This is a genomic window from Streptomyces sp. NPDC056479, from assembly GCF_042795335.1.
Lineage (GTDB): Bacteria > Actinomycetota > Actinomycetes > Streptomycetales > Streptomycetaceae > Streptomyces.
This window is the reverse complement of sequence record NZ_JBHTRZ010000001.1, coordinates 671,511-693,451: the sequence shown is the minus strand read 5'-3', so window position 1 is coordinate 693,451 and position 21,941 is coordinate 671,511. Positions and strand designations below refer to the sequence as shown.

Below are 21,941 nucleotides of genomic sequence, written 5' to 3'. Positions count from 1 at the left end.
TACGCGATGACAGTTACTGACATCACGTGTTAGCGTCGATGACAGTCACTGACATCAATTGTTGGAGAACCCTCCCATGCGCATCTTTGTCACCGGCGCGTCCGGCTGGATCGGCTCCGCCCTCGTGCCCGAACTCATCGACACGGGCCACCAGGTCGTGGGGCTCGCCCGCTCCGACGCCTCCGCCGCCGCCCTCACCGCCGCGGGAGCAGAAGCGGTCCGCGGCACCGTCGACGACCTCGACGTCCTGCGCGACACCGCGGCCGCATCCGACGCGGTGATCCACCTCGCCTTCAAGCACGACCTCGCCTTCACCGGCGACTACCAAGGCGCCGCCGAGGCCGACCGTCGCGCCGTCGACGCTTTCGGCGACGCCCTGGCGGGCACCGGCCGCCCCTTCGTCCTCGCCTCCGGGCTGGCCGGCCTCAAACCTGGGCAGGTGGCGACCGAGCAGGACCAGCCCACGGTCGACGGCTCTCCCACGTCCATCCGCTCGGCCACGGCCGCGGCGGCTCTCGCACTCACCTCACGCGGCGTGCGTTCGTCGGTGGTACGACTCGCCCCGACCTGCCACGGCGACGGGGACAACGGGTTCATGGCGACCCTGGTCGCCATCGCCCGCGCCAAGGGCGTCTCCGGCTACATCGGCGACGGCACCAACCGCTGGCCTGCCCTCCACCGCCTCGACGCCGCACGGCTGTTCCGTCTCGCGGTCGAGCAGGCCCCCGCGGGAACAGTGCTGCACGGCGCCGCCGAGGAAGGCGTCGCCATCCGCGACGTCGCCGAAGTGATGGGCCGCCACCTCGACATACCGGTCACCTCCGTGGCCCCGGAAGCCGCGACCGGCCACTTCACCTGGCTCGCCGGCTTCCTGGCCCTCGACGTCCCGGCGTCGAGCGCACAGACCCGCGAACTCCTCGGCTGGGAGCCCGCCCACCCTGGCCTGATCGAAGACCTCGACAAGGGTCATTATTTCCAGACGCCCGCCATCCCGTCCTGACCAACGCCGGGGGCGGGAGGGCAGGGGACAGCACGCGTCGCGAGCGAGCGTGCAGAGGTTCTTCAGCGCGTTCTGCGAGCCTTCAGCGCTCGGGCCGGGCGTCACCTGGGCCATCGCCCGTCTGCTCTGCGAGCCAGGTCGCGGCCAGGCGTGTCCAGGTCGACGCCGCGCCCGCCCCCGGCGAGGCCGAGACTGTGCGGGCCGTGGTCGAAGACGTGCGCCGTGTGCGGCACATTGTCGGCGGCCAGGGCTGCGGCGAGGCGGTAGGTGTGCTCGGGCGGAACGTAGGGATCCTGCGCCGTGTGCCAGATGAAGAACGGCGGAGCCGACTCGGTCACCAGCGCGTCGAGTGAGGTCGCCCGGCGCGACTCCGGCGAGGGGTCCTCGCCCAGCAGTACGCGTTGCGAGGGCCGGTACGTCTCCGTCTCCATCGAGGTGATCGGATAGCCCAGCACCGCGAACTGAACCGAGGCAAGTTCGTCGGCGTCCGGCGCGAGTGCCGCCAGACCCGCGAGGTGTCCGCCGGCCGAGAAGCCGACGATCCCGATCGTTTCGGCGCCATCGGCTCGCAGGCACCGGATCTCGCTCCGCAGTGCCTTGAGCGGCGCCGGATGCCACGCATTGAGCGGATACCGGAAGACGCTCCCCGCCAGTCCGAGGGCGAGCCCTTGCCAGTCCATGAAAACGCTCCATGCGACCGCGCCCAGTCTGTCGGAGCGGAAGTGGCCGCGCCCCCGTCAGCCACACCGGCGGCGGCCTCCCGCCGTCGCGTAACCAGAGCGTCGTTCACGCCCCCGTGATCAACAAGGCGCTCGGGTGCCATGGTCCGTAAGTTCCGGGACCCCGACGGCTCCGGCACCGACCCACTCCCGCCCCGCTGGGAATAGACAGACCTGTCTACCTTGCTGCCACTCTCACAGACAGACCGGTCTACTCAATCCGTCGCCGCGAAGGGTCGCCGATGAACTCCCTGCAACAGCCCGGGCGCACCATGTCATCGACCCGGCCCATACCGCCGCGCGTGGCGTTCTACGTCCTCGCCTCCGTCGTGGTCTCCTTTCTCGCCGCCTCCAGCGCACCCACCCCGCTCTACGCGGCCTACCAGGCCGAATGGGGGTTCGGCCCCCTCACCACCACGCTCGTCTTCGCGGTCTACGCGATCGCCGTCCTGACGGGCCTGCTGATCCTCGGGAAGCTGTCCGACCACGTCGGGCGCCGCCCTGTCCTGATCACCGCCATCGCCGCGCAGGCCGTGGCGATGCTGATGTTCACCACCGCCGGCGGTGTCGGCGAACTCCTCTTGGCCCGTATGGTGCAGGGCCTGTCCACAGGCGCGGCGCTGGGCGCCGTCGGTGCCGCGATGATGGACATCAACCGGTCGCGCGGCACGGTCGCAAACGCCTTCGCACCCGGTCTGGGCACCGCGTCGGGCGCCCTGATCAGCGGTTTCGTCGTGCAGTACCTGCCCTCGCCCACACACACGATCTACCTCGGCCTGCTCGTCGTCCTCGTGGCCCAGGCGATCGCCATCACACTGATCGACGAGACCGTCACCCGTGAACCCGGAGCGCTGGCGAGCCTGGTACCCGAGGTCAGGCTGCCGCCCACGGTCCGCAGTGCCGTCCTGGCGGCGGCTCCCGTCGTCTTCGCCGTCTGGGCACTCGCCGGGTTCTACGGTTCCCTCGGCCCCGCCCTGGTCCGCACCCTGGTCGGCTCCAGCTCCGCCGTCTACGGAGGCCTCGGTCTCTTCGTCCTCGCGATCGTCGCGGCGGCGTCCGTCCTCGCCCTGCGCAACACCCGGGCCACGACCGTGATGTACACCGGCATCGCGGCTCTGATCTCCGGTGTGGCCCTCACCCTGCTCGCCGTCGCCACAGGCGCGCCGGCCCTGTTCTTCATCGGCACCGCGGTCGCCGGCCTCGGCTTCGGCAGCGGCTTCCAGGGCGGCATCCGCACCGTGATGCCCCTGACCAAGGCCCATGAGGGATCGGGTGTGCTGTCCCTGCTCTTCGTCATCTCCTACCTCGGCATGGGCGTCCCCTCCGTCGTAGCCGGATGGCTGGTGGTCCACGGCGGAGGTCTGGTCCCGACCGCCGAGGGATACGGCGCGGTGGTCATCGCCCTGGCTCTGGTGGCCCTCGCGGCTCTGCTGCTGCGCGGCACGGGCGCGCGCACCCGCGGGGTGGCCGTGGCCGCCGGCGCTGCGGCCACGGGTCTTCGGGTGGCGGAGGCCGAGCCGCTGCAGCGCGTGTCCTGAGCGGCCCGCGCGCCCCCCGAGGCATGACAATGCCCAGGAGACCAGGAGAACGAGCCATGTCCCTGCCCGACCAAGCGGTTCCCGACGGCGCCCTGACCGGACAGACCGCGTGCGGTCATGAATCGCGCGGTCCGCTGCGTGCCTTTCTGCGGACCGAGACGGGTAGCGCCGCGGTCCTGTTGGGCGCCGTGGTGGCGGCCCTCGTCTGGGCCAACGTCTCCCCCGGCATGTACGACTCGTGGTGGCGGACCGAGATATCGTTCCGCATCGGTTCGGTCGGCGTGTCCATGGAGCTGCGCGAGTGGGTCAACAGCGGGCTGATGTCGCTGTTCTTCTTCATCGTCGGGCTGGAGGCCCGCCGCGAGCTGGACATGGGCGAGCTGCGCGAACGCCAGCGTCTCGCACTCGCGGTGGCCGGCGGAGTCAGCGGCATGCTCGTTCCCGTAGCGATCTATCTGGGCATCAACGCCGGTCAGGACTCCCTGCAAGGCTGGGGCGCCGCCATGTCCACCGACACGGCCTTCGCCCTCGGCATGCTCGCCCTCTTCGGCTCGCGGCTGCCGGGAGGTCTGCGCGTCTTCCTGCTGAGCGTCGCGGTCACCGACGACCTGCTGGCGCTGGCGGTCATCGCCATCGCCTACAGCGGCGCGATCTATCTGCCCGCCCTGCTCACGGCGCTCGGCATCTTCGCCGCCCTCCTCGCGCTGCGCGCCGCCGGTGTGCGGATCTCCGGTATCTACGCGGTGCTGGCCGTCGCCTTGTGGGGTGCGCTTCTGCGTTCGGGCGTGGACCCCGTGGTCAGCGGCCTGGCCGTGGGCCTGCTCACCTACGCCCATCCGGCCGAGCGGCACTCCCTGGAGCGGGTCAGCCGACTGTTCCGTGGTTTCCGTGAACAGCCGACACCCGAGCTGGAACAGAGCCTGCGCCGCGGACTGGCATCCGCCCTCTCGCCCAACGAGCGGCTCCAGCGGATGATCCACCCCTGGACGAGCTATGTCATCGTGCCGCTCTTCGCGCTGGCCAACGCCGGGCTCACCATCGACGCCGAGGGCCTGCGAGAGGCCTTCACCTCGCCCATCACCCTCGGGATCCTGTTCGGCTACGCCCTGGGCAAGCCGGTGGGCATCCTGGTCGCCACCTGGGCCGCGATCCGGCTGAGCCGGGGGCGGCTGCGTCCACCGCTGGGGTGGGGTGCCGTCGCGGCGGGCGGGAGCATCGCCGGAGTGGGCTTCACGGTGTCCCTGCTGATCGCCACGCTCGCCTTCGACGGCGGGCAGCTGGAGCAGGCGAAGATCGGCATCCTGGCGGCCGTCCTGGCCTCCTTCCTGATCACCTGGTCGATCACGCAGATCATCGCCTTGCTGCCCGCCCAGGCGCGGACCCGGGCCCTGCTCGGCGCGGGCCACACCATCGTCGATCTCAGCGACCCCGTCGACACGACGCGCGACCACGTGCGCGGCCCGCTGGACGCTCCGGTCACCCTGGTCGAGTACGGCGACTACGAATGCCCGTACTGCGGCCTGGCGGAACCGGTGGTCCGCGAGCTGCTCGCCGACTTCGGTGACGAGGTGCGCTACGTCTGGCGGCACCTGCCCCTCCCGGACGTCCACCCCAACGCCCAGCTCGCCGCCGAAGCCGCCGAAGCCGCCGCCTCGCAGGGCCGCTACTGGCAGATGCACGACATCCTGATCAGCCACCAGGGGGACCTGCGGCTGAAGGACCTTCTGCGCTACGCCGAGGAGATCGGACTCGACCTCGACGAGCTCCGCCAGGATCTGCGGGCGCGTGTCGGCGCGCAGCGGGTGGAAGAGGATGTCGAATCGGCGGATCTGAGCGGCGTCTCGGGCACGCCCACGTTCTTCGTCAACGGCCGCCGCCATCACGGCGCCTACGACATCGCCTCGCTGTCCGCGGCCGTACGGGCCGCCCGGGATCGGGCGGCCCTGAGCGACAATTGAGTAGACCGGTCTGGTCAAGGGCCACGGTGACCCATCCGTCGAGAAGGTGAGCGGCATGCCGAAGACGCGGAGCGCGAAAGCTCCTACCGCCCGTGAGCGGTTGCTCTCGGCCGCGGACGAACTCTTCTACGCCGAGGGCGTGCGGACGGTCGGGATCGACCGGATCATCGAGCACGCCGGGGTCGCCAAGGCGTCCTTGTACAACGCCTTCGGAGGCAAGGAACAGCTCATCCGTGCGTATCTCGACGCCCGGAGCGCCGCGGTGACCAGCCGGCTCCTGCGAGCCGTCGACGCCGCCGAGACTCCGCGTGAGCGGCTGCTGGCGGTCTTCGAGGCGCAGGGAGAGTTGTTCGCCGAGGAGGACTACCACGGCTGCGCCTTCGTGGCCGCGAGCGCGGAGGCGAGACACGGCAGCGCCATCGAGGAGGCCTCCGACGCCTACCGGGCGGGGATCCGGGCCCTGTTCACCGAGCTCGCCCGGGACGCCGGCACCCCGGACCCCGAGGAGCTGGCCCGCCGGCTCCACCTTCTTTACGACGGAGGTGGACTGTCCGCACGAATGGACCGCGACCCCTCAGCGGCCGCGACCGCCCGAGCGGCGGCGTCCGTCCTCATCGACGCGGCGCTGCCCAAGCCTCGGCCTCAGCGGAGGGCGAAGACGGTGAAGGCCTCGAGCTCCGCGTTGGCGGTGAACTCGCCGATGTGACGGGCGACTTGGTCGGGCACCTCTAGTGGGGACAGGTGGCCCGTGCCGACGAGCTCGGGGAGGGTGGCGGTCGGGATCAGGGGAAGCAGGTGTTCGCGCGGGACCTGCGGCGGGTCCCTCGATCGCGCGCCTGGAGTCGTCAGCGCGGCGGGACGGGGAAGAGCATGCAGCTGCTGGTGGCATGGGCGAGCAGACGGTCCTGGGAGTCGAGCAACTCGGCTTGCGCCAGGGCCGTGCGGCGGCCGTGGTTGAGGACGGTGCCGATGGCACGGACCTTGCCGGTGTCGACGGTGATCTGGCGCAGGAACTTCACGCTCAGGTCGAGTGAGGTGTATCCCATGCCGGCCTGAAGCACGGACTGCACCGCACAGCCCGCGGCCGAGTCGAGGAGGGTGGCGTACACGCCGCCATGGACGCTGCCGATGGGGTTGTAGTGCTCCTCCCCCGGCTCCAGGACGAAGACCGCACGACCGAACTCGACTTCCTCCAGCGTGAATCCGAGCGTCGCGGCGATGGGCGGGGCGGGCAGACGTCCGCTCAGCACGCTGCGCAGGAAGGCGAGGCCGCTCTCCTGGCCGACATCGGCCGCGGAGATGCTCGGATCCTGCCACTCGTACGTGCGTGACCTCGTCATGTGTCTTTTCCCTCCACAGCTGGCTTCAATAATCGAAGTTAGCTGGGCGAGAAGCTGGCTGTCAATCGCGAAGCCAGCCTACGATGGCGCCATGACCTGGCTGGAGACGAACACCGAGAACTGCACGGTGCAGCGCACCCTCGACCTGATCGGCGAGAAGTGGTCGCTGCTGGTGTTGCGTGACGCCATGAACGGCGTGCGCCGCTTCGACGACTTCCGCCGGCACGTGGGGCTGTCGGAGGCGGTACTGGCGGACCGGCTGCGCAAACTGGTCGCCGCCGGGGTCCTGGACTCCGTCCCGTACCGCGAGCCCGGCCACCGCACTCGTCAGGAGTACCGGCTCACGAGCAAGGGCTGGGATCTGTGGCCCGTGATGCTCGCACTCAAGCAGTGGGGCGACCGGTACACGGCCGACCCGGAGGGGCCGCCCTTGGAGGTACGTCACCGCGACTGCGGCGAACCGCTGGAGACGGTCGTCGTCTGCGCGGGTGATCACGGGCCTCTGGCCCCGCGGCAGGCCTACACACGGCCTGGCGCGGCGGCGCACGCTTTGTGAGATCGCCGGTTGCGGAGGGACCGTCCTCGGTGATCACACCCCGGCCGCTCACGAGCCGCGCGCCCGCAGCGCCGTTCCTCCTGTCAAGGCCGGCCGCCGGGAGGCCGCGTCCCTCGAGGCTGCCGAAGCGGTCGGAGCCCGCCTGCCGGTCCTGCCGGGTGCACGCACCCCGCCTCACGGACGATGAACCGGCGCTGGATTGACGACCCCCGGGTCAGGACTGCTCGTCGTCGAGCTTGCCGACGACCCGCTCGGAGATCTCGGCCAGCACGCGCAGTTCCGCCGGCGTGACATGGTCGATGAAGAGTTCGCGCACGGCCTCGACATGCCGTGGGGCGGCCGCCTCGATGGTCTCGCGCCCAGCGTCCGTGATCACCACGAACGCGCCGCGGCCGTCCTCGGCGCACTCCTCCCGCACCACGAGGCCTCGTCCCGCCATCCGGGCGATGTGGTGGGACATCCGGCTCTTCTCCCACTCCAGCGCCCGAGCGAGATCCTGATATCGCTGCCGCCCGTCCGGCGCGTCCGTCAGATGGACCAGGACCGCGAAGTCAGCGGGCGAGACGTTCGACTCCGACTGCAGCAAGCGCCCCAGGCGCCCTACGAGCCGTTCATGCAACCGGACGAAGCCCCGCCACGCGCGCTGCTCCTCCGGCGTCAACCACCGCGTCTCTCCCATGGAGCAAGTGTATTCGTGGTTGACGCTTCACCGAACTGGCGGCAGCGACGACCTACAGGCCTCAGTCATACCTCAGCCACTAGTTGATGCATCAAGTATACTGGACGTCGACTGACACATCAACCGGTCGACCGTGGAGCCCCCGCCATGTCTGATATGTCTGATCTCGTCTTCGGCCTGGACACTTTCGGCGATGTACCGGAAGACGATTCCGGCAACCCGGTATCCGATGCGCAGGCCATCCGGCTGGTCGTCGACGAGGCCGTGCTCGCGGAGCAGATCGGTGTCGACGTCATCGCCCTCGGTGAACACCACCGCCCCGAGTTCGCGATCTCGACACCGGAGACCGTGCTCGCCGGAATAGCCACGCGCACGAACCGTATCCGCCTCTCCTCCGGCGTGACCGTACTGAGCTCCGACGACCCGGTCCGCGTTTTCCAGCGGTTCTCGACCGTGGACGCGCTCTCGAACGGCCGGGCCGAGATCATCCTCGGGCGCGGCTCCTTCACCGAGTCCTTCCCCCTCTTCGGATACGACCTCGCCGACTACGACGTGCTGTTCGAGGAGAAGATCGAGCTCTTCGCCAAGCTGCTGGAGGAGAAGCCGGTCACTTGGAGCGGTACCAAGCGGGCGGCGCTCGAAGGCGCCGACGTCTTCCCCAAGACCGAGTCCGGGCACCTGAGCACGTGGGTCGGCGTCGGCGGTTCGCCCCAGTCCGTCGTCCGGACCGCGCGCTACGGATTTCCGCTGATGATCGCGATCATCGGCGGCACCCCGGAACGCTTCGCGCCCTACATCGACCTCTACGAGCGCGCGACCGACAAGTTCGGCACGACCGCTCATCCCGTCGGCATGCACTCCCCGGGCTTCATCGCCCCCACGGACGAGGAGGCCAAGGAACTGCACTGGCCGCACTACAAGGTCATCCGGGACCGCATCGGCGCGCTGCGGGGCTGGCCGCCGGTCCGCAAGGAGGAGTACGAGGCCGAGATCGAGCACGGCTCCCTCTACATCGGCTCCCCCGAGTCGGTCGCCCGCAAGATGGCCCGCGCCATCGAGGCGCTCGGCGTCGGCCGGTTCGACCTCATCTACACCACGGGGGCCCAGCCGGTCAGCGCTCGACTGCGCGCCGTCGAGCTGTACGGCACCAAGGTCATCCCGATGGTCCGCGACCTGCTCGCGGGCTGACCCCATGATCGGAGAAGACGACGTGGACACCGCTGCCGCCGTACCCACCGTCGGCATCCTGGGTGCGGGGAAGGTCGGCACCGTGCTGGCACGCCTGGCGCTGGCAGCCGGACACCGGGTGCTCATCGCCGGCTCGGGCGATCCGGCGAGGATCGCCCTCACCGTCGAAGTGCTCACCCCCGGCGGGGAGCCGGTCACCGCGATCGAGGCCGCCGAGCAGGCGGACGTCGTCGTCCTGGCGCTCCCCCTCGGCAAGTACCGCACCCTTCCCGCCGAAGCACTGCGCGGAAAGCTCGTCATCGATGCGATGAACTACTGGTGGGAGGTCGACGGCATCCGCGACGATCTCACCGACCCGCTGACCTCCTCGAGCGAGCTCGTGCAGGGGTATCTGTCCGGGGCGCGGGTGGTCAAGGCCTTCAACCACATGGGCTACCACGATCTGGAGGACGGGGCCCGGCCCGCGGGGACGCCGGGACGCAAGGCGATCGCGATCGCCGGTGACGACGCGGACGACCTCGCGGCCGTCGCACACCTCGTTGACGCCCTCGGCTTCGACCCGGTCATGGCGGGCCGCCTTGCCGACGGGGTACGGCTCGAACCGGGCACCGAACCCTTCGGCGCCAACGTGGGTGCGGGAGAGCTGCGCTCGATGCTCTATCGCTTCCCGGAATCGGAGCGCGGACGGGCTGCGATCGGAGCGCGGACGTGAATGGTTGACGCATCATCCAACTGTCCTTAATTTATATGACGCATCAACTTCTGCCAGCGAACGTTGAGGACATCCCCATGACCAGGATCGGCATCATCCTCGGCAGCACCCGTCCCAACCGCAACGGCGAGCAGGTGGCCAAGTGGGTCTATGACATCGCCTCCCGGCGCAGTGACGCCGAGTTCGAACTCGTGGACCTGCGCGACTACCCGCTTCCGCACCTGGACGAGCCGCTGCCCCCGTCGATGGGCCAGTACCAGGGCGAGCACACGAAGCGGTGGGCGGAGAAGATCGCCTCCTTCGACGGGTTCGTCTTCGTCACCCCGGAGTACAACCACAGCACGTCCGGCGTGCTCAAGAACGCCATCGACTACCTCTACACCGAGTGGAACAACAAGGCGGCCGGCTTCGTGTCGTACGGCGGTGTCGGCGGCGCCCGGGCCGTGGAGCACCTGCGACTGGTCGTCGGTGAGCTGCAGATGGCGGACGTGCGCCAGCAGGTGGCGCTGTCACTGATGACCGAGTTCGAGAACTTCAGCGTCCTCAAGCCCGGCGAGTACAACATTCAGGCTCTCGACACCCTGCTCGACCAGGTCATCGCCTGGAGCGGGGCCCTGGCGCCGCTGCGCACCTCCGCCGCCTGAGCCACCTCCTGAAGCCGAGGAGCCGAGCCCGCCCGACGTTCATGGCCCGGCTTCACAGCGATCCTGCCCCGGCGGCATCCTGGGGAGGGGGAGGGCGGTGCCGGACGTCGCCCGTCCCCAGTTCGATCACGGCCCGGGGCAGCATGGGCTCCTCGCCACGAGGGGCGAGCAGGACCACCTCGTCCACCGCCGCCGAGAGCGTGCCGAGCCGGGCGGCACACTCGGCTGCCAGGCGCTTCGGGTCCTGGCTGCGGCCGAGGGACAGATGCGGGGTGAAGCGGCGCCCACGCCCGAGGCATTGGGGGAACCGCAGTTGTAGCTCCCGCTGGAGGCGGACCCAGGGCGCCAGGTCCGCCGCGGCGGGATCGAGCCAGACGGTCGAGTAGCGCCGGTGTCGGAAGTACCGCACTCCGGCCAGGCGCGCCGTGAACGCGGCGCTTGCCGCCGCCCCGGCCGAGAGCAGTGGCAGAGCCCGCGTGAAGGTCTCCTCCGGCACGAAACCGAACAGCAGATTCACATGCGGCGGCCACCGCCGTACCTGCGGATCGTGCTCCCAGCGGATGTCCTGGATCCCCGGCCAGAGCTCGCGCGGCGGCAGCCACGCCACCGCCGTCCGGGCCGTCGGCGCCACGTCAAGTGCGTCCTCCGGCCCGGCCGCGCCGAGGTCCGGATACCCGTCCACATGGCCATGGTCCCAAATCGGGAACCGACGTCATATGTCGTCGTTGTCGTCCGGTGCTGACGTCGGTGTTCCGAGGCGCCGTCTGAGAAAGGGTTCCTGGGACAGTACGGCGCCCATGCTGAGGCCGATGGCGACGGCGACGCTCACCACGATCAGCCAGGACAGCAGGACGAAGACCGAACCCGCGGGACCGTAGTCCGCCAGTGCCCGGTTGAGCGCGCGGGGCATGTAGAAGTGCGCCGAGATGGAGAGGGCACTGACCGCGATCGCCGTGATGAGAGCCCCCGGCAGAAGAGGCGCCCAGCGGACGGCGCCGCCCAGCAGGAGATGCTGGGTCCACCACCACATGACCGCCTGCATGACCAGGACGATCGGAGCGCCCAGCCACTCCCCGAGGCCGAACCCGTTGTGCATCAGCCCTTGGACGACCAGCGCGCCGAGCCACAGGACGATCCACGCCAGCCATCGCCACGGAGCGACTTTCGCCCCTGTCCGGGACAGTAGCCAGGCCCGTCTGCACAGCCGCTGGACCGCGCGGCTCACCGCGGTGGCCGACAGCAGCACCATCAGGACGCCCACCAGCCCGGTCGCCTGTCGCAGATCGTCGGTCGGGGGCTGGAACGTCTGCTCGACCTGGGCCTTCGCCTGCCCGGTCAGACCGAACACGGCACTGATCGATGCGGTGACCTGATCCTGCACCGCCTTCGGCGCGTACGCACCCAGGACGAACAGCAGCGGAACGGCGGTCAGAAAGCACTGCGCGGCGATGCGGGTGGCGGAGTCGAAGATGTTCACGGACACCATGCGGTCCACGAGTCCGGTGATCACCGGAAACCGGGTCTCCAGCCGTGCGTGGACGGCTCGCAGCCAGGCCGTCATTTGCCGGGTACGGCCACGCCACCATGACACGCGCAGCGGGGAACGCTCCCGTCGACGGGAGCCGCCTTCTCCTCCTCCGTCGTCGGGCCGACTGGACGGCTCGGGCGAAGTCTCCATCGAGCCGCTCCTTCCCATCTACAGGGTGCGCGACGAAACGGCCCACGGCATCCCGCCGGTCCAGGGACGTACGGATCGGACTCGCAGCGACCTCACCTCCTGATGTGCTCGCTGACCTGCCGCGCCCGGGATCCGGCAACGCATGTGTCGCTCACAGTTTCGTCTCCTAACCTCGTGTATGGAGACGTCAGATGCCGGGTGTATCCACGCTGAGGAGGCGATGGTGCTCGCACGGGGCACGCGGTTGCTCGCGGTCGCCATGACCGTGGCCGCCTGCGTCATGCTCGTCGGCCCCAGTGCACCGGGCGGCGCCGCCGGGTCGCTGCCCGCCGAGGCCGTCAGGGATGTCGTACCGAACCGGGTCATGACGTGGAACATCTGCAACCCCTGCGAGGAGAGCGACGTCGAGCGGGCGGCGGAGATCGCCACGTACGCACCCCAGGTCATCGGCATGCAAGAGGCGTGCGTGCGTGACGTCGAGAGGATCCGGGAGCATCTGGAGAACCTGTACGGACTGGTCTACCACGTCGAGTACGGCACGGTTCTTCGGAGTTGGGGCCGCTGCGGTGGAGTGCCGTGGAGTCCGGGAGCGTACGGTCAGGCGGTCCTCTCGGCGGCGCCGATGACCGACCCCGTCGACGTGGAATACCCCGACGGCGGATCCGAGGACCGTGGGTACATGGCAGTCACCACCACCGTGGCCGGCCGGTCCGTCCGGGTCTTCAACACGCACCTCGCCCACCGACGGCAAGAGGCGGTGCGGGCGGACCAGATCGGCGTACTCGCCGCGGAGGTCGCCCGGCACGACCGCGCGATCGTCCTCGGCGACTTCAACGCCGTGCCGGACGCCCCCGAACTGACCAAGATCTGGGCTCTGGCCACGGACACGGACCCCCAGTGCCGCCCCTCGTCCACCGGCTCCTGCGAGACGACCACCGACTGGCACACCAAGTTCGACTATGTCTTCCTGCGAGGCATCGTCCCGCTAGAACACGGCGTGCATCCGACCCCGCACTCGGACCACCACCTGGTGCACACCGACGTGGATCCAACCTAGAGTCGCTCACCTGTACCGGCCACGACAGCGTGCTCCATCCGGCGTTAGAGTGCCGTCGCTCCCCACGCCCAATTGAAGGCCCTAGGAAGGCAGCGCATTCCGTGACCCACCCCCACGAGTCCACCGCCTCCGTCGGCGAGCGCCGCCTGCAGCACCTTCTCGGCACGGCCGACCAGGCCGCCGGTTTCTACGACCGCCAGGTGCAGACCCGTCTGACCCCGCAGATGATGGACTTCATAGGGCGGCAGACCATGGCGTTCCTGTCCACGTCGGACGCCGGCGGAGCCTGTGACGTCACCTTCCGTGCCGGTCCCCCGGGCTTCGTCACCGTGCTGGACGACGGGACCCTCACCTACCCCGAGTACCGTGGGAACGGGGTCCTCGCCAGTGCGGGAAACATCACCGAGAACCCGCATATCGGCCTGCTCTTCGTCGACTTCGCCCATGACCACATAGGCCTGCACGTCAATGGCGCAGCTCGGCTCCACGGGGACGACGAGCAGCGACGGGCCTACCCCCACCTTCCTGAGGACACCGCTCCGGGACGCAGGCCCGAATTCTGGGTGCACATCACGGTGGAGGAGGCGTACGTGCACTGCTCCAAGCACATCCCCCATCTCGAGCCGGCGCCGCGTCCACGGCCGGGGGCCGAGCGGCCGAAAGATGCCGATTACTTCGTTACCCGCGCCGAGCACCAGTCACCGCCCTACGAGGGCGAGCGAACTGCGGGTACCCACACCGGATCGATGCCGGGCAGGGGCTGACCCTCGGCACCGCGTGCCGTGGTCTCCGCGCGGAGACCACGGCACGTGCGTCACTGCTCCCGGGGACCACGACCGTCACGTGTCGACGGGCCCCCCGGGCGTGCTGTCAGGGCGCCATCTCGTACGCCCCGGACAGTGCCTCGACACGCTCCCAGACGCGCTTCGAACGCGCGTCGTCGACGACGGGACGCCGGACCGCTCCGAGCGCCCAGCTCTGCTGATCCGCGGTGGCGGAGTCCTTGCCGTACAGCTCGACGGCGAAGGCGGAGAAGTCGCGGACGAGGACGGAGAACAACTCGTCGAGCACGTCCTCGTCCAGGCCCGTCAGGCGGGCCTGCTCCAGGATCAGCTGGCCGTGCACCACCAGCGCGAACAGCTGGCCGACGGCGAGGAGGAGATCGAGGTCGCGGCTCTGCTCCTCGTCGGGGGCTGCGGTGGTGACGAACTCGCACAGGGCGTCCGCCTGTTCCCGGAAGCGGGCGACGTTCGGCACTCCGGCGTATGCGTCGTAGGCGGGGCGCCAGTCGTGGAAACGCACGGAACCCAGGCCACGGGCCGGTCCCTGCTCGAAGAGGAACGTGTCGTCGGCCGCGTCGAGGCGGGTCGGCACGGGCGCGAACTCGGCGGGGTTCAGGAGGTGGTTGCGCATGAACTTGAGGATCAGCGCGAGGTTGACGTGGACCGTGCCCTCCAGCTTGGGCAGCCCCCGGATCTCGACGGCGGCCTGTGCGAAGTAGTTGTCCTTCTCGAAGCCCTTGGCCGCGATCACGTCCCACATCAGGTCGATGACCTTCTCGCCCTCCGTGGTCACCTTCATCTTCGTCATCGGGTTGAAGAGCAGGTAGCGGCGGTCGTCCGGCGAGGCGGAGCGGAAGTAGTCGACGGCGCGGTCACTGAACAGCTTCATGCCGACGAGGCGGACGTACGCGTCGGCCAGCTCGCGGCGCACGTGCGGGAAGGCGGTGACGGGACGGCCGTACAGGATGCGGTTGTGCGCGTGGGTGACGGCCTCGTACATCGCGTGCTCGCAGATGCCGATCGAGGCGGTGCAGAGGTTGAACTTGCCGACGTTGACGGTGTTGAGGGCGGCGTCGAAGGCGGCGCGGCCCGTGTGCAGGACGTCGTCCGGGCTCACCGGGTAGTCCTCGAGGCGGAACTCGCTGACGTACTTCGAGGAGTCGACCACGTTCTTCACGAGGTGATAGGCCGGGTGACGGCTGTCGGCGGCGAAGAACACGTAGCCGTCGGGGCCCTCGATGTCGGCGCGTCGGCCGAAGACCGAGACCAGCCCGGCGGCATTGCCGTTGCCGATGTAGTACTTGGAACCCGCCGCCGTGAAGCCGCCGTTGCCGTCCGGCGTCAGCAGCATGTCGGTGGAGTAGATGTCGGCGCCATGGGTCTTCTCGGAGAGGCCGAAGGCGAACACCTCGCCCTGGGTGAGGAGTTCCGCGGCACGGGTGCGAGCCGCCGCGTTGTCGCTCTGCCAGACCGGTCCGAGACCGAGGATGGTCACCTGCCATGCGTACCAGTAGTCGAGACCGTAGAACCCGAAGATCTCGTTCAGGGCGGCGATCCGGGCCGTGTCCCAGCGCTGGTCCTCGTGGCCGGCGGCGGACGCCGGGGTGAGGAAGGTGGCGAACAGCCCTTCCTTGGCGGCGAACGCGAGGAAGTCGGCCAGCCAGACGCGGGAGCGGTAGTCCTCGATGAGCCTGCGCTTGCCGCGCTCCTCGAACCAGTCGACGGTGGCACGCAGCAGCCTGCGGGTCTCGGGGTCGAACTGGGCCGGGTCGTACGTGCGCGGGTTGAAGAGGAGGGAGTCGGCCATGGAGGTCCGCCTTCCGAGGGTTGAGGGTGAGGGAATGGAGGTCGCGGAGCGCGGGCGGTGGTCGCCGGCTCCTCAGGTGTGCGGGTGTGGCGTGCCGAGCCGGCGGAGGGTGGCGAGCACGTCGTCGAGCCAGGCGATCGTCATCCGCTCGTACGCGATGCCACCGCGCAGCACGACATGCTGGAGCTCCTCACCGGCGTCGAGCGAGGTGGGGGCCGTCGGGCCGGTGAAGTCGCGCAGTTCTCCGGCGAGATAGTGCGCGAGCCGGTCGCTGTGCACCTGGCGGTGCCGTTCGACCTCACGGATCAGCACGGACGGGTCGTCGAAGGCCGCGCCGCGGATCTTCACGGCGAGGTCGTGCCGGACGCTCTCGGGTTCGATCGGTTCGTGCAGCCACTCAGAGAGGGCGGCGCGGCCGGGACCCACGACGGAGTACTCCTTCTTGTCCGGCCGGCTCTGCTGCGGCAACCCGCGGACGGCGAGCAGGCCGTCGCTCTCCATGCGCTTGAGAACGCGGTAGATCTGCTGGTGCGTGGCGGTCCAGAAGTAGCCGATGGACCGTTCGAAGCGCCGGGCCAGCTCATAGCCGGAACCCGGCTTCTCCAGCAGGGAGACGAGGATCGCGTGCTCGAGCGCCATCCCCCGATCTTCATATGCAACTCGTTGCATAGCCAAGGGGTGCTGCCCGGGTGAGACGGGGCTCACTCCGTGCGGCGGCGGGCTGTGGTCCGCGGTCCTCGCCGTCGCGCCATAGGAGTTCCCTATAGCACCTGCTGACTATTCGTCTTTGCCTCTCTTTCTTTCCCGCCCATACGGTGAAACACGTCAAGCCTTATTTGGCCGAGCAGGCAATTTCGCATCGAGAGGACCGCGATATGACGACGATCGAGAATGCATCGGGAATGAGAGAACTCGCGGGAAAGCGAGCCCTGGTCACGGGTGGTACGCGCGGAATCGGAGCGGCCGTCGTGCGCCAACTCCTGGACGCCGGTGCCGAGGTGCTCACGACTGCCAGGTCGGCGACGGACACGGTGCCGGAGGGGGCCACCTTCGTGGCCGCCGACGTGCGGACACGGGCAGGCTCGGAGGCGCTCGCCACGGCCGCGCAGGAGGTGCTCGGCGGGGTGGACGTCCTGGTCCACAACGTGGGTGGGGCGCAACCGTACAAGGGAGCATTGGCCATCCCCGACGAGGTGTGGCAGGACGCGCTGGATCTCAATTTCCTGGCGTCCGTGCGGCTTGATTCGCTGCTGGCACCGGGGATGCGGGAACGACGTTCGGGAGTGATCGTGCACGTCTCCTCGGCCGCGGTCCCGCCCACGCCACCGCCGTTCCTGCACTACACGGCGGCGAAGGCGGCGCTGGAGAACTACAGTCGGGGACTGGCCGCGGAGCTCGCCCCGTTCGGAATCCGGGTCAACACGGTGTCTCCCGGCAGGACCGCCACCCCCGGCGGCGAAGCGACGCGGGAACAGTGGGCGCGTCTGGACGCGGGGCCCGGCCAGGCCACCAACACCCCTCCGCTGGGGCGTGACGGTCAGCCCGACGACATCGCCCACGCGGTGCTGTTCCTCGCGTCGGACCGGACGAGCTGGCTGACCGCCGGCAATCTCGTCGTGGACGGCGGCGAATTCCCCAGGGGTTGAGTGCCGTCGGAATTCCGGAAGGCCGGTTTCGTCAACACGAATTCAGCGGCGCCCGCCTTCTTCTCGGCGGTCAGGACACCGGTGAGAAGAAAGCGGACTCGGACCAGCTCTCCTTACGCAGGAGTTCGAGCAGGGCCGTCTCCGCCGGGCCCGTGCCGTGCCGGAGCACGGCGATGACGGGCTGGGACACGACCGGGGACACCGGGCGCGCGAGGTGCTCGTGACCGTGAGGGACCGCGGAGGCCGGGACGAGTGTCACCCCCAGCCCGTGGGCGGCCCAGCGCACGGCCGTCGCCGTCTGGGACGCGCGGGCGACGGTGTTCGGGGTCAGGGCGTTGTCCCGCAGCACGTTCAGCAGTACGGCGTCGAGCGCGCTGTCTCGGTCGAACCTGACCCACGGCTCCCCCTCCAGCTCGCGCAGCTCGACCCGGTCCGCGGCGAGCAGCCGGTGCCCGGCGCCCAGCACCACGACGAATTCCTCGTCGCCGAGGTGGTGGGCGTCGGCGGGGCTCCGCTCGCAGGCTGCCATCAGGGCGAGGTTCAGCACGCCCCGGCGGCACAGCCGCTCCATCTCGGCGTAGCTCGGCTCCTCGAAGACGGTGACCTCCAGCCGCGGGAAGCGGTGACGCAGCGCGCCCAACGCGCCCGGTAGTTGGCGCGTGCCGAAGCCCATCTGCGCAGCGACCACCAGCTCGCCCACCAGCTCATCGGCCCCGGCCCGCGCCGTCGCCCTCGCCCGCCGCGCCGCGTTCACCGCGATCTCGGCCTCCCGCAGGAACGCCCGGCCGACCACGGTGGGCACCAGTCCGGACGGCGTGCGGGCGAACAGGGTCACTCCGAGTTCCCGCTCCAGGCCGCGGATCTGCTGGGACACCGACGGTTGAGCGACGTGCAGCAGCTCCGCCGCCGCCGTCACCGAGCCCTCTTCGGCAACGGCCAGGGCGTACTCGTACTGACGAAGGCTCATCGGCTCCCGTTCCCTTACTGCGCAGGACCGCGGTCCCCCGTTTGAAATCGTTGTGGAAGCAACTCCGTCCCGCCGGCGAAGATTCCCGTGGTCAGCTCGCGAGGCCGGTCTTCGTCAGCCATTCCTTGGCGACGGTGCTTGCGTCCTCCTTGTCATTGACGAGCTTCTTCATCATGTCCAGCAGGTCCTCGGTGGTGAGCTTGGCCGAGACGCCGTTGAGCGCCGCCTTGGCCGTGTCGTTGACCGCGGACTTGTGGACCAGGGGCGTGACGTTCTGCGAGGAGAAGAGGTTCTTCGGGTCCTCCAGCACCACGAGCTTGTCCTCGACTATGGCGGGATCGGTGGTGTAGATGTTCGCGGCCTGTACCTTGTCCGAGTTCAGCAGCTTCAGCAGGGTGCTCTGGGCCCCCGCGTCGAGCGGCTGGAACTTCCCGAACTCGACGCCGTAGATCTTCTTCAGACCGATCCAGCCCTGCGCACGGGTCTTGAACTCCGAGCCGGCGCCGATCGTCCACTTCCCGGCGACCGGCTCGAGGTCGGCGAGGGTCTTGAGGTCGTACTTCTCGGCCGTCTCGGCGGTGACCGTGACCGAGTCCTTGTCCTGCGCCTCGGCGGAGTCGAGGATCTCCACCGACGACGGGAGCTTCTTCTTCAGCGCGGCGTTGATGTCCTCCGTGCCGGTCGCGGTGCTGGTCTTGTCGACCGCCGTCGCCAGCAGGGCACCGTTGTACTCCGGGAAGACCTGGATGCCGCCCTTGACCACCTGGTCGTAGTAGACCTCACGGGCCCCGATGTCGAACTTGCGGGTCACCTTCAGGCCCTTGGCCTCCAGGGCCTCGGCGTAGATCTCGGCGAGCAGCTGGTTCTCGGGGAAGTTCGCCGAGCCGACGACGATGGACTTGCCGTCGCCGCCGTCGCCGCCGCCGCCCGTCAGCGGGTTGTCGTCGCTCTCGCCGGAGCCGCCGCAGGCGGTCAGCGACAGGGCTGCGATCAGAACGAAGGCGGCGCCGCGGTGGATACCTCGCATGGGTGTTTCCTTTCTCGGAGCCCGAGGGCTCGGAACAAACTTCGCAAAGAATTCAGGACTTGGTCGCCGCGACCCTGAGGCCCGGCGAGACGATGACGCGCCGCAGCGCGGTGAACAGGATCTGGACGACGAGCGCCAGCACGACCACGACGGTGGAGCCGCCGATGACCAGCTCGTAGTCGTTGCGGGAGAGCCCGTCGACGATGAAGCGCCCCAGGCCGCCGAGACCTGGATAGGCCGCGACGGTCGCGGTGGCCACGACCTGGATCGCGGCGACCCTGAGTCCGAGGAGGATCAGCGGCAGCGCCATCGGCACCTCCACCCGCACCAGGACCTCCCACTCGGTCATGCCGACTCCGCGCGCGGCATCCCTGGTGGCGGGGTCCACGCCCCGGACTCCCTCGAAGGTGTTGATGAGGATCGGCGGGACCGCGAGCGCGACCAGCGCGACCAGTACGGGGGTGGTGCTGAGCCCGGCGAGCGTGACGACGAGGACCACCAGGCCGAAGGTGGGGATCGCCCGCGCCAGGTTGGCGACGCCCGCCACGGCGAACGCGCCGCGGCCGGTGTGCCCGACGAGCAGCCCGAGCGTCAGTCCGATCAGGGCGGCGAACAGCAGCGACAGGCCGCTGTAGGTGAGGTGCTCCAGGAGCCGCTGCGGGATTCCCTCGGCGCCGTGCCACTGCTTCGAGGACGTCAACCAGTCGCCCACGAGGCCGAGTTGGTTCAGGAGATCGTTCATGTCGCCGTCACCTTGCTCCGGGACCAGGGGGTGAGCAGCCGCTGCGCCAGGACCAGCAGCGCGTCGGTGGTGAGCGCGAGCAGCATGATCAGCACGATCGCGGTGACGATCGGGGTCGGGAAGTCGAGCTGGAGGCCACGGGTGATGTAGTAGCCGAGCCCGCCCTGTCCGATCAGCTGTCCCACGGCGACGAGGCTGATGGAGGAGACCGCGGCGACGCGTACGCCGGCGATGACGACGGGTACGGCGATCGGCAGCTCCACCTGGACGACACGGCGTACCGGGCCGAATCCCAGCGCGGTGGCCGCCTGGCGGACCGGTTCGGGGACCGAGGCCAGCCCGTCCACGACGTTGGGCACCAGGACCGACAGCGTGTAGAGCGTCAGCGGGATCATCACGGTGCGTTCCGTCAGCCCGGTGTACTTGACAAAGACCATGAACATGGCGAGTGACGGGATCGAGTACAGGACGTTGGCCACGGTCAGCACCGGTGCGTAGAGCCATCGCCAGCGGTGGCAGAGGATGCCGAGGGGCACCGAGATGATCAGCCCGAACAGCACCGGCAGCAGGCCGAGTCGCAGATGGACTCCCGTGTGGTCGGCCAGTTCGCCGATGTGGTCGGCTATCCAGTCCCACCGGACCAGCGGTTCCTCGTCGCTCATCGCTCGCCACCGCCCGAGCTGCCGGCAACGGCCACGTCCCCGGTCGCCGCCGCTTCGGGCACCTTGGCCGCAGCCGCCACCGCGGACAGTTCATGCGCGTCCGCGACTCCGACGACCGCGCCGTCCGCGTCCACGCCCACCGCGAGCCGGGACGGCGACAGAAGTGCCGAGTCGAGGGCGGCCCGCGCCGAGTCGTCGACGAGGCTGAAGGTGTGGCCGAGCGGGGCGAGAGGCGCGTCCGCGAGGGTGCCGCTCTGCGGCAGCTCCGCGACCGCGGCCCAGCCGAGCGGTCGCCCTTCGTCGTCGACGACCAGCACCCACGGCTCGTCCGCCGCCCTGGCCCGTGCCACGGGGGAGGTCGCCGGCAGCACCGCACCGTCGCGCAGCGGCACTTCGGCCGCTTTGACGAAGGAAAGCCGGCGAATGCCCCGGTCCTGCCCGACGAATCCGGCGACGAAGTCGTCGGCGGGCTGCGCGAGCAACCGCTCGGGGGTGTCGAACTGAGCGAGCCTGCCTCCGGTTCGGAATACCGCGATGTTGTCGCCGAGTTTGATCGCCTCGTCGATGTCGTGGGTGACGAACACGATCGTCTTGTGCAGCTCCTTCTGCAGCCGTATGAATTCCGCCTGCAATTCCGCCCGCACGATCGGGTCGACCGCGCTGAACGGCTCGTCCATCAGCAGCACCGGCGGGTCGGCGCCCAGCGCCCTGGCCACCCCGACGCGCTGTTGCTGCCCGCCGGAGAGCTGACTCGGGTAGCGCCCCGCCATCTCGGTGGGCAGGCCGACCAGTTCCAGCAGCTCCGCCGCCCGCGCCCGCGCCTTCTTCCGGCTCCAGCCGAGCAGCAGCGGAACGGTCGCGATGTTGTCGAGGATGGTCCGGTGCGGGAACAGCCCGGCGTGCTGGATCACGTACCCGATACCGCGGCGCAGCTCAGGGGCGTTGACCTCCCGGATGTCCCGGCCGCGCAGGCTCACCGTCCCGGCCGTCGGCTCCACCATGCGGTTGACCATGCGCAGGGTCGTGGTCTTGCCGCAGCCGGAGGGGCCGACCAGGACCGTGATGCCGCCCTCGGCCAACTCCAGGGACAGCTCGTCCACGGCCGTGGTGCCGTTCGGATAGTTCTTGCTCACCGCGTCGAATTTGATCAAGGCTGCCCCTCACCTGACTGCATATGCGTATGCACATTTTCGAGTGAGTGAATGGCAGTCAATGGCCCACCGTGAACGCCGTGTTACG

General features: G+C 69.4%; 23 protein-coding genes. 11 read left to right on the top strand and 12 right to left on the bottom strand.

All coding sequences use genetic code 11. From position 1 onward, the window contains the following. The first annotated feature begins 76 nt into the window (after positions 1–76). Positions 77–1,000, top strand: coding sequence for an SDR family oxidoreductase (locus tag ACFQ6S_RS03120; RefSeq protein WP_383402608.1), 924 nt, complete (start codon positions 77–79; stop codon positions 998–1,000). A gap of 101 nt (positions 1,001–1,101) precedes the next feature. Here ACFQ6S_RS03120 and ACFQ6S_RS03115 read toward each other — a convergent pair whose 3' ends face one another. Next, positions 1,102–1,680, bottom strand: a complete 579-nt coding sequence (locus ACFQ6S_RS03115; protein ID WP_383402605.1) for an alpha/beta hydrolase — start codon at positions 1,678–1,680, stop codon at positions 1,102–1,104. 281 nt (positions 1,681–1,961) lie between these two features. Here ACFQ6S_RS03115 and ACFQ6S_RS03110 point away from each other — a divergent pair, with 281 nt between their 5' ends. Genes ACFQ6S_RS03110 through ACFQ6S_RS03100 form a run of 3 tightly spaced genes read left to right on the top strand, consistent with a single transcriptional unit; the run spans position 1,962 to position 5,921 of the window. Next, positions 1,962–3,257, top strand: coding sequence for an MFS transporter (locus ACFQ6S_RS03110; RefSeq protein WP_383402602.1), 1,296 nt, complete (start codon positions 1,962–1,964; stop codon positions 3,255–3,257). Between the two features lie 56 nt (positions 3,258–3,313). Continuing rightward, entirely contained in the window at positions 3,314–5,215 is a 1,902-nt protein-coding gene (nhaA, locus tag ACFQ6S_RS03105; RefSeq protein WP_383402599.1) for a Na+/H+ antiporter NhaA, read from the top strand. Between the two features lie 55 nt (positions 5,216–5,270). Continuing rightward, the gene (locus ACFQ6S_RS03100) at positions 5,271–5,921 is read left to right on the top strand and encodes a TetR/AcrR family transcriptional regulator (protein WP_383402596.1); all 651 of its coding nucleotides are present in this window, start codon (positions 5,271–5,273) and stop codon (positions 5,919–5,921) included. 139 nt (positions 5,922–6,060) lie between these two features. Here the strand turns inward: ACFQ6S_RS03100 and ACFQ6S_RS03095 are convergent, their stop codons facing one another. Further along, positions 6,061–6,555, bottom strand: coding sequence for a PaaI family thioesterase (locus tag ACFQ6S_RS03095; RefSeq protein WP_383402593.1), 495 nt, complete (start codon positions 6,553–6,555; stop codon positions 6,061–6,063). Between the two features lie 91 nt (positions 6,556–6,646). Here ACFQ6S_RS03095 and ACFQ6S_RS03090 point away from each other — a divergent pair, with 91 nt between their 5' ends. Then, complete coding sequence (locus ACFQ6S_RS03090) at positions 6,647–7,111, top strand: winged helix-turn-helix transcriptional regulator (protein WP_383402590.1); 465 nt, start codon at positions 6,647–6,649, stop codon at positions 7,109–7,111. 214 nt (positions 7,112–7,325) lie between these two features. Here ACFQ6S_RS03090 and ACFQ6S_RS03085 read toward each other — a convergent pair whose 3' ends face one another. Continuing rightward, positions 7,326–7,790 (bottom strand): MarR family winged helix-turn-helix transcriptional regulator, encoded by a 465-nt coding sequence (locus ACFQ6S_RS03085; protein ID WP_383402587.1) that lies wholly within the window; start codon positions 7,788–7,790, stop codon positions 7,326–7,328. Between the two features lie 156 nt (positions 7,791–7,946). Here ACFQ6S_RS03085 and ACFQ6S_RS03080 point away from each other — a divergent pair, with 156 nt between their 5' ends. The 3 genes from ACFQ6S_RS03080 (at position 7,947) to ACFQ6S_RS03070 (ending at position 10,334) form a co-directional block, all read left to right on the top strand. Next, positions 7,947–8,978 carry an LLM class flavin-dependent oxidoreductase gene (locus tag ACFQ6S_RS03080; RefSeq protein ID WP_383404288.1) on the top strand — a complete coding sequence of 344 codons (1,032 nt, stop codon included), beginning with the start codon at positions 7,947–7,949 and terminating at the stop codon, positions 8,976–8,978. Between the two features lie 4 nt (positions 8,979–8,982). Beyond that, positions 8,983–9,690 (top strand): NADPH-dependent F420 reductase, encoded by a 708-nt coding sequence (locus ACFQ6S_RS03075; RefSeq protein WP_383402585.1) that lies wholly within the window; start codon positions 8,983–8,985, stop codon positions 9,688–9,690. A gap of 77 nt (positions 9,691–9,767) precedes the next feature. Beyond that, complete coding sequence (locus tag ACFQ6S_RS03070; RefSeq protein ID WP_383402582.1) at positions 9,768–10,334, top strand: NADPH-dependent FMN reductase; 567 nt, start codon at positions 9,768–9,770, stop codon at positions 10,332–10,334. A gap of 52 nt (positions 10,335–10,386) precedes the next feature. Here ACFQ6S_RS03070 and ACFQ6S_RS03065 read toward each other — a convergent pair whose 3' ends face one another. Together ACFQ6S_RS03065 and ACFQ6S_RS03060 are read right to left on the bottom strand one after the other, a co-directional pair. Further along, complete coding sequence (locus tag ACFQ6S_RS03065) at positions 10,387–11,016, bottom strand: 2'-5' RNA ligase family protein (protein ID WP_383402579.1); 630 nt, start codon at positions 11,014–11,016, stop codon at positions 10,387–10,389. A gap of 30 nt (positions 11,017–11,046) precedes the next feature. Next, positions 11,047–12,012 carry a YhjD/YihY/BrkB family envelope integrity protein gene (locus tag ACFQ6S_RS03060; RefSeq protein ID WP_383402576.1) on the bottom strand — a complete coding sequence of 322 codons (966 nt, stop codon included), beginning with the start codon at positions 12,010–12,012 and terminating at the stop codon, positions 11,047–11,049. A gap of 220 nt (positions 12,013–12,232) precedes the next feature. Here ACFQ6S_RS03060 and ACFQ6S_RS03055 point away from each other — a divergent pair, with 220 nt between their 5' ends. Together ACFQ6S_RS03055 and ACFQ6S_RS03050 are read left to right on the top strand one after the other, a co-directional pair. Beyond that, positions 12,233–13,069: an endonuclease/exonuclease/phosphatase family protein gene (locus tag ACFQ6S_RS03055; RefSeq protein WP_383402573.1), complete on the top strand. Its 837-nt coding sequence runs from the start codon at positions 12,233–12,235 to the stop codon at positions 13,067–13,069. Between the two features lie 101 nt (positions 13,070–13,170). Continuing rightward, the gene (locus tag ACFQ6S_RS03050; RefSeq protein WP_383402571.1) at positions 13,171–13,833 is read left to right on the top strand and encodes a pyridoxamine 5'-phosphate oxidase family protein; all 663 of its coding nucleotides are present in this window, start codon (positions 13,171–13,173) and stop codon (positions 13,831–13,833) included. Positions 13,834–13,939: 106 nt separating this feature from the next. Here the strand turns inward: ACFQ6S_RS03050 and ACFQ6S_RS03045 are convergent, their stop codons facing one another. After that, positions 13,940–15,658: an acyl-CoA dehydrogenase family protein gene (locus tag ACFQ6S_RS03045; protein WP_383402569.1), complete on the bottom strand. Its 1,719-nt coding sequence runs from the start codon at positions 15,656–15,658 to the stop codon at positions 13,940–13,942. A gap of 72 nt (positions 15,659–15,730) precedes the next feature. Further along, a complete protein-coding gene (locus ACFQ6S_RS03040) occupies positions 15,731–16,297 on the bottom strand; it encodes a PadR family transcriptional regulator (protein WP_383402567.1) in 567 nt (188 codons plus the stop codon). Positions 16,298–16,533: 236 nt separating this feature from the next. Between ACFQ6S_RS03040 and ACFQ6S_RS03035 the strand changes: the two genes are divergently transcribed. Further along, complete coding sequence (locus ACFQ6S_RS03035) at positions 16,534–17,304, top strand: SDR family oxidoreductase (RefSeq protein WP_383402565.1); 771 nt, start codon at positions 16,534–16,536, stop codon at positions 17,302–17,304. A 70-nt stretch (positions 17,305–17,374) separates the two neighbouring features. On the opposite strand, the gene ACFQ6S_RS03030 is transcribed toward ACFQ6S_RS03035, so the two are convergent. The 5 genes from ACFQ6S_RS03030 to ACFQ6S_RS03010 form a co-directional block, all read right to left on the bottom strand. Continuing rightward, on the bottom strand, positions 17,375–18,271 hold the full coding sequence (locus ACFQ6S_RS03030) for a LysR family transcriptional regulator (RefSeq protein ID WP_383402562.1): 897 nt from the start codon (positions 18,269–18,271) through the stop codon (positions 17,375–17,377). 91 nt (positions 18,272–18,362) lie between these two features. Beyond that, positions 18,363–19,298, bottom strand: a complete 936-nt coding sequence (locus tag ACFQ6S_RS03025; RefSeq protein ID WP_383402559.1) for an ABC transporter substrate-binding protein — start codon at positions 19,296–19,298, stop codon at positions 18,363–18,365. A 52-nt stretch (positions 19,299–19,350) separates the two neighbouring features. Next, positions 19,351–20,040, bottom strand: coding sequence for an ABC transporter permease (locus tag ACFQ6S_RS03020; protein WP_383402556.1), 690 nt, complete (start codon positions 20,038–20,040; stop codon positions 19,351–19,353). Continuing rightward, the gene (locus ACFQ6S_RS03015) at positions 20,037–20,702 is read right to left on the bottom strand and encodes an ABC transporter permease (protein WP_383402553.1); all 666 of its coding nucleotides are present in this window, start codon (positions 20,700–20,702) and stop codon (positions 20,037–20,039) included. The genes ACFQ6S_RS03020 and ACFQ6S_RS03015 overlap by 4 nt, the downstream gene beginning before the upstream one ends. Then, entirely contained in the window at positions 20,699–21,853 is a 1,155-nt protein-coding gene (locus ACFQ6S_RS03010; RefSeq protein WP_383402550.1) for an ATP-binding cassette domain-containing protein, read from the bottom strand. Before ACFQ6S_RS03010 ends, ACFQ6S_RS03015 begins: the two co-directional genes overlap by 4 nt. Positions 21,854–21,941 lie beyond the last annotated feature (88 nt).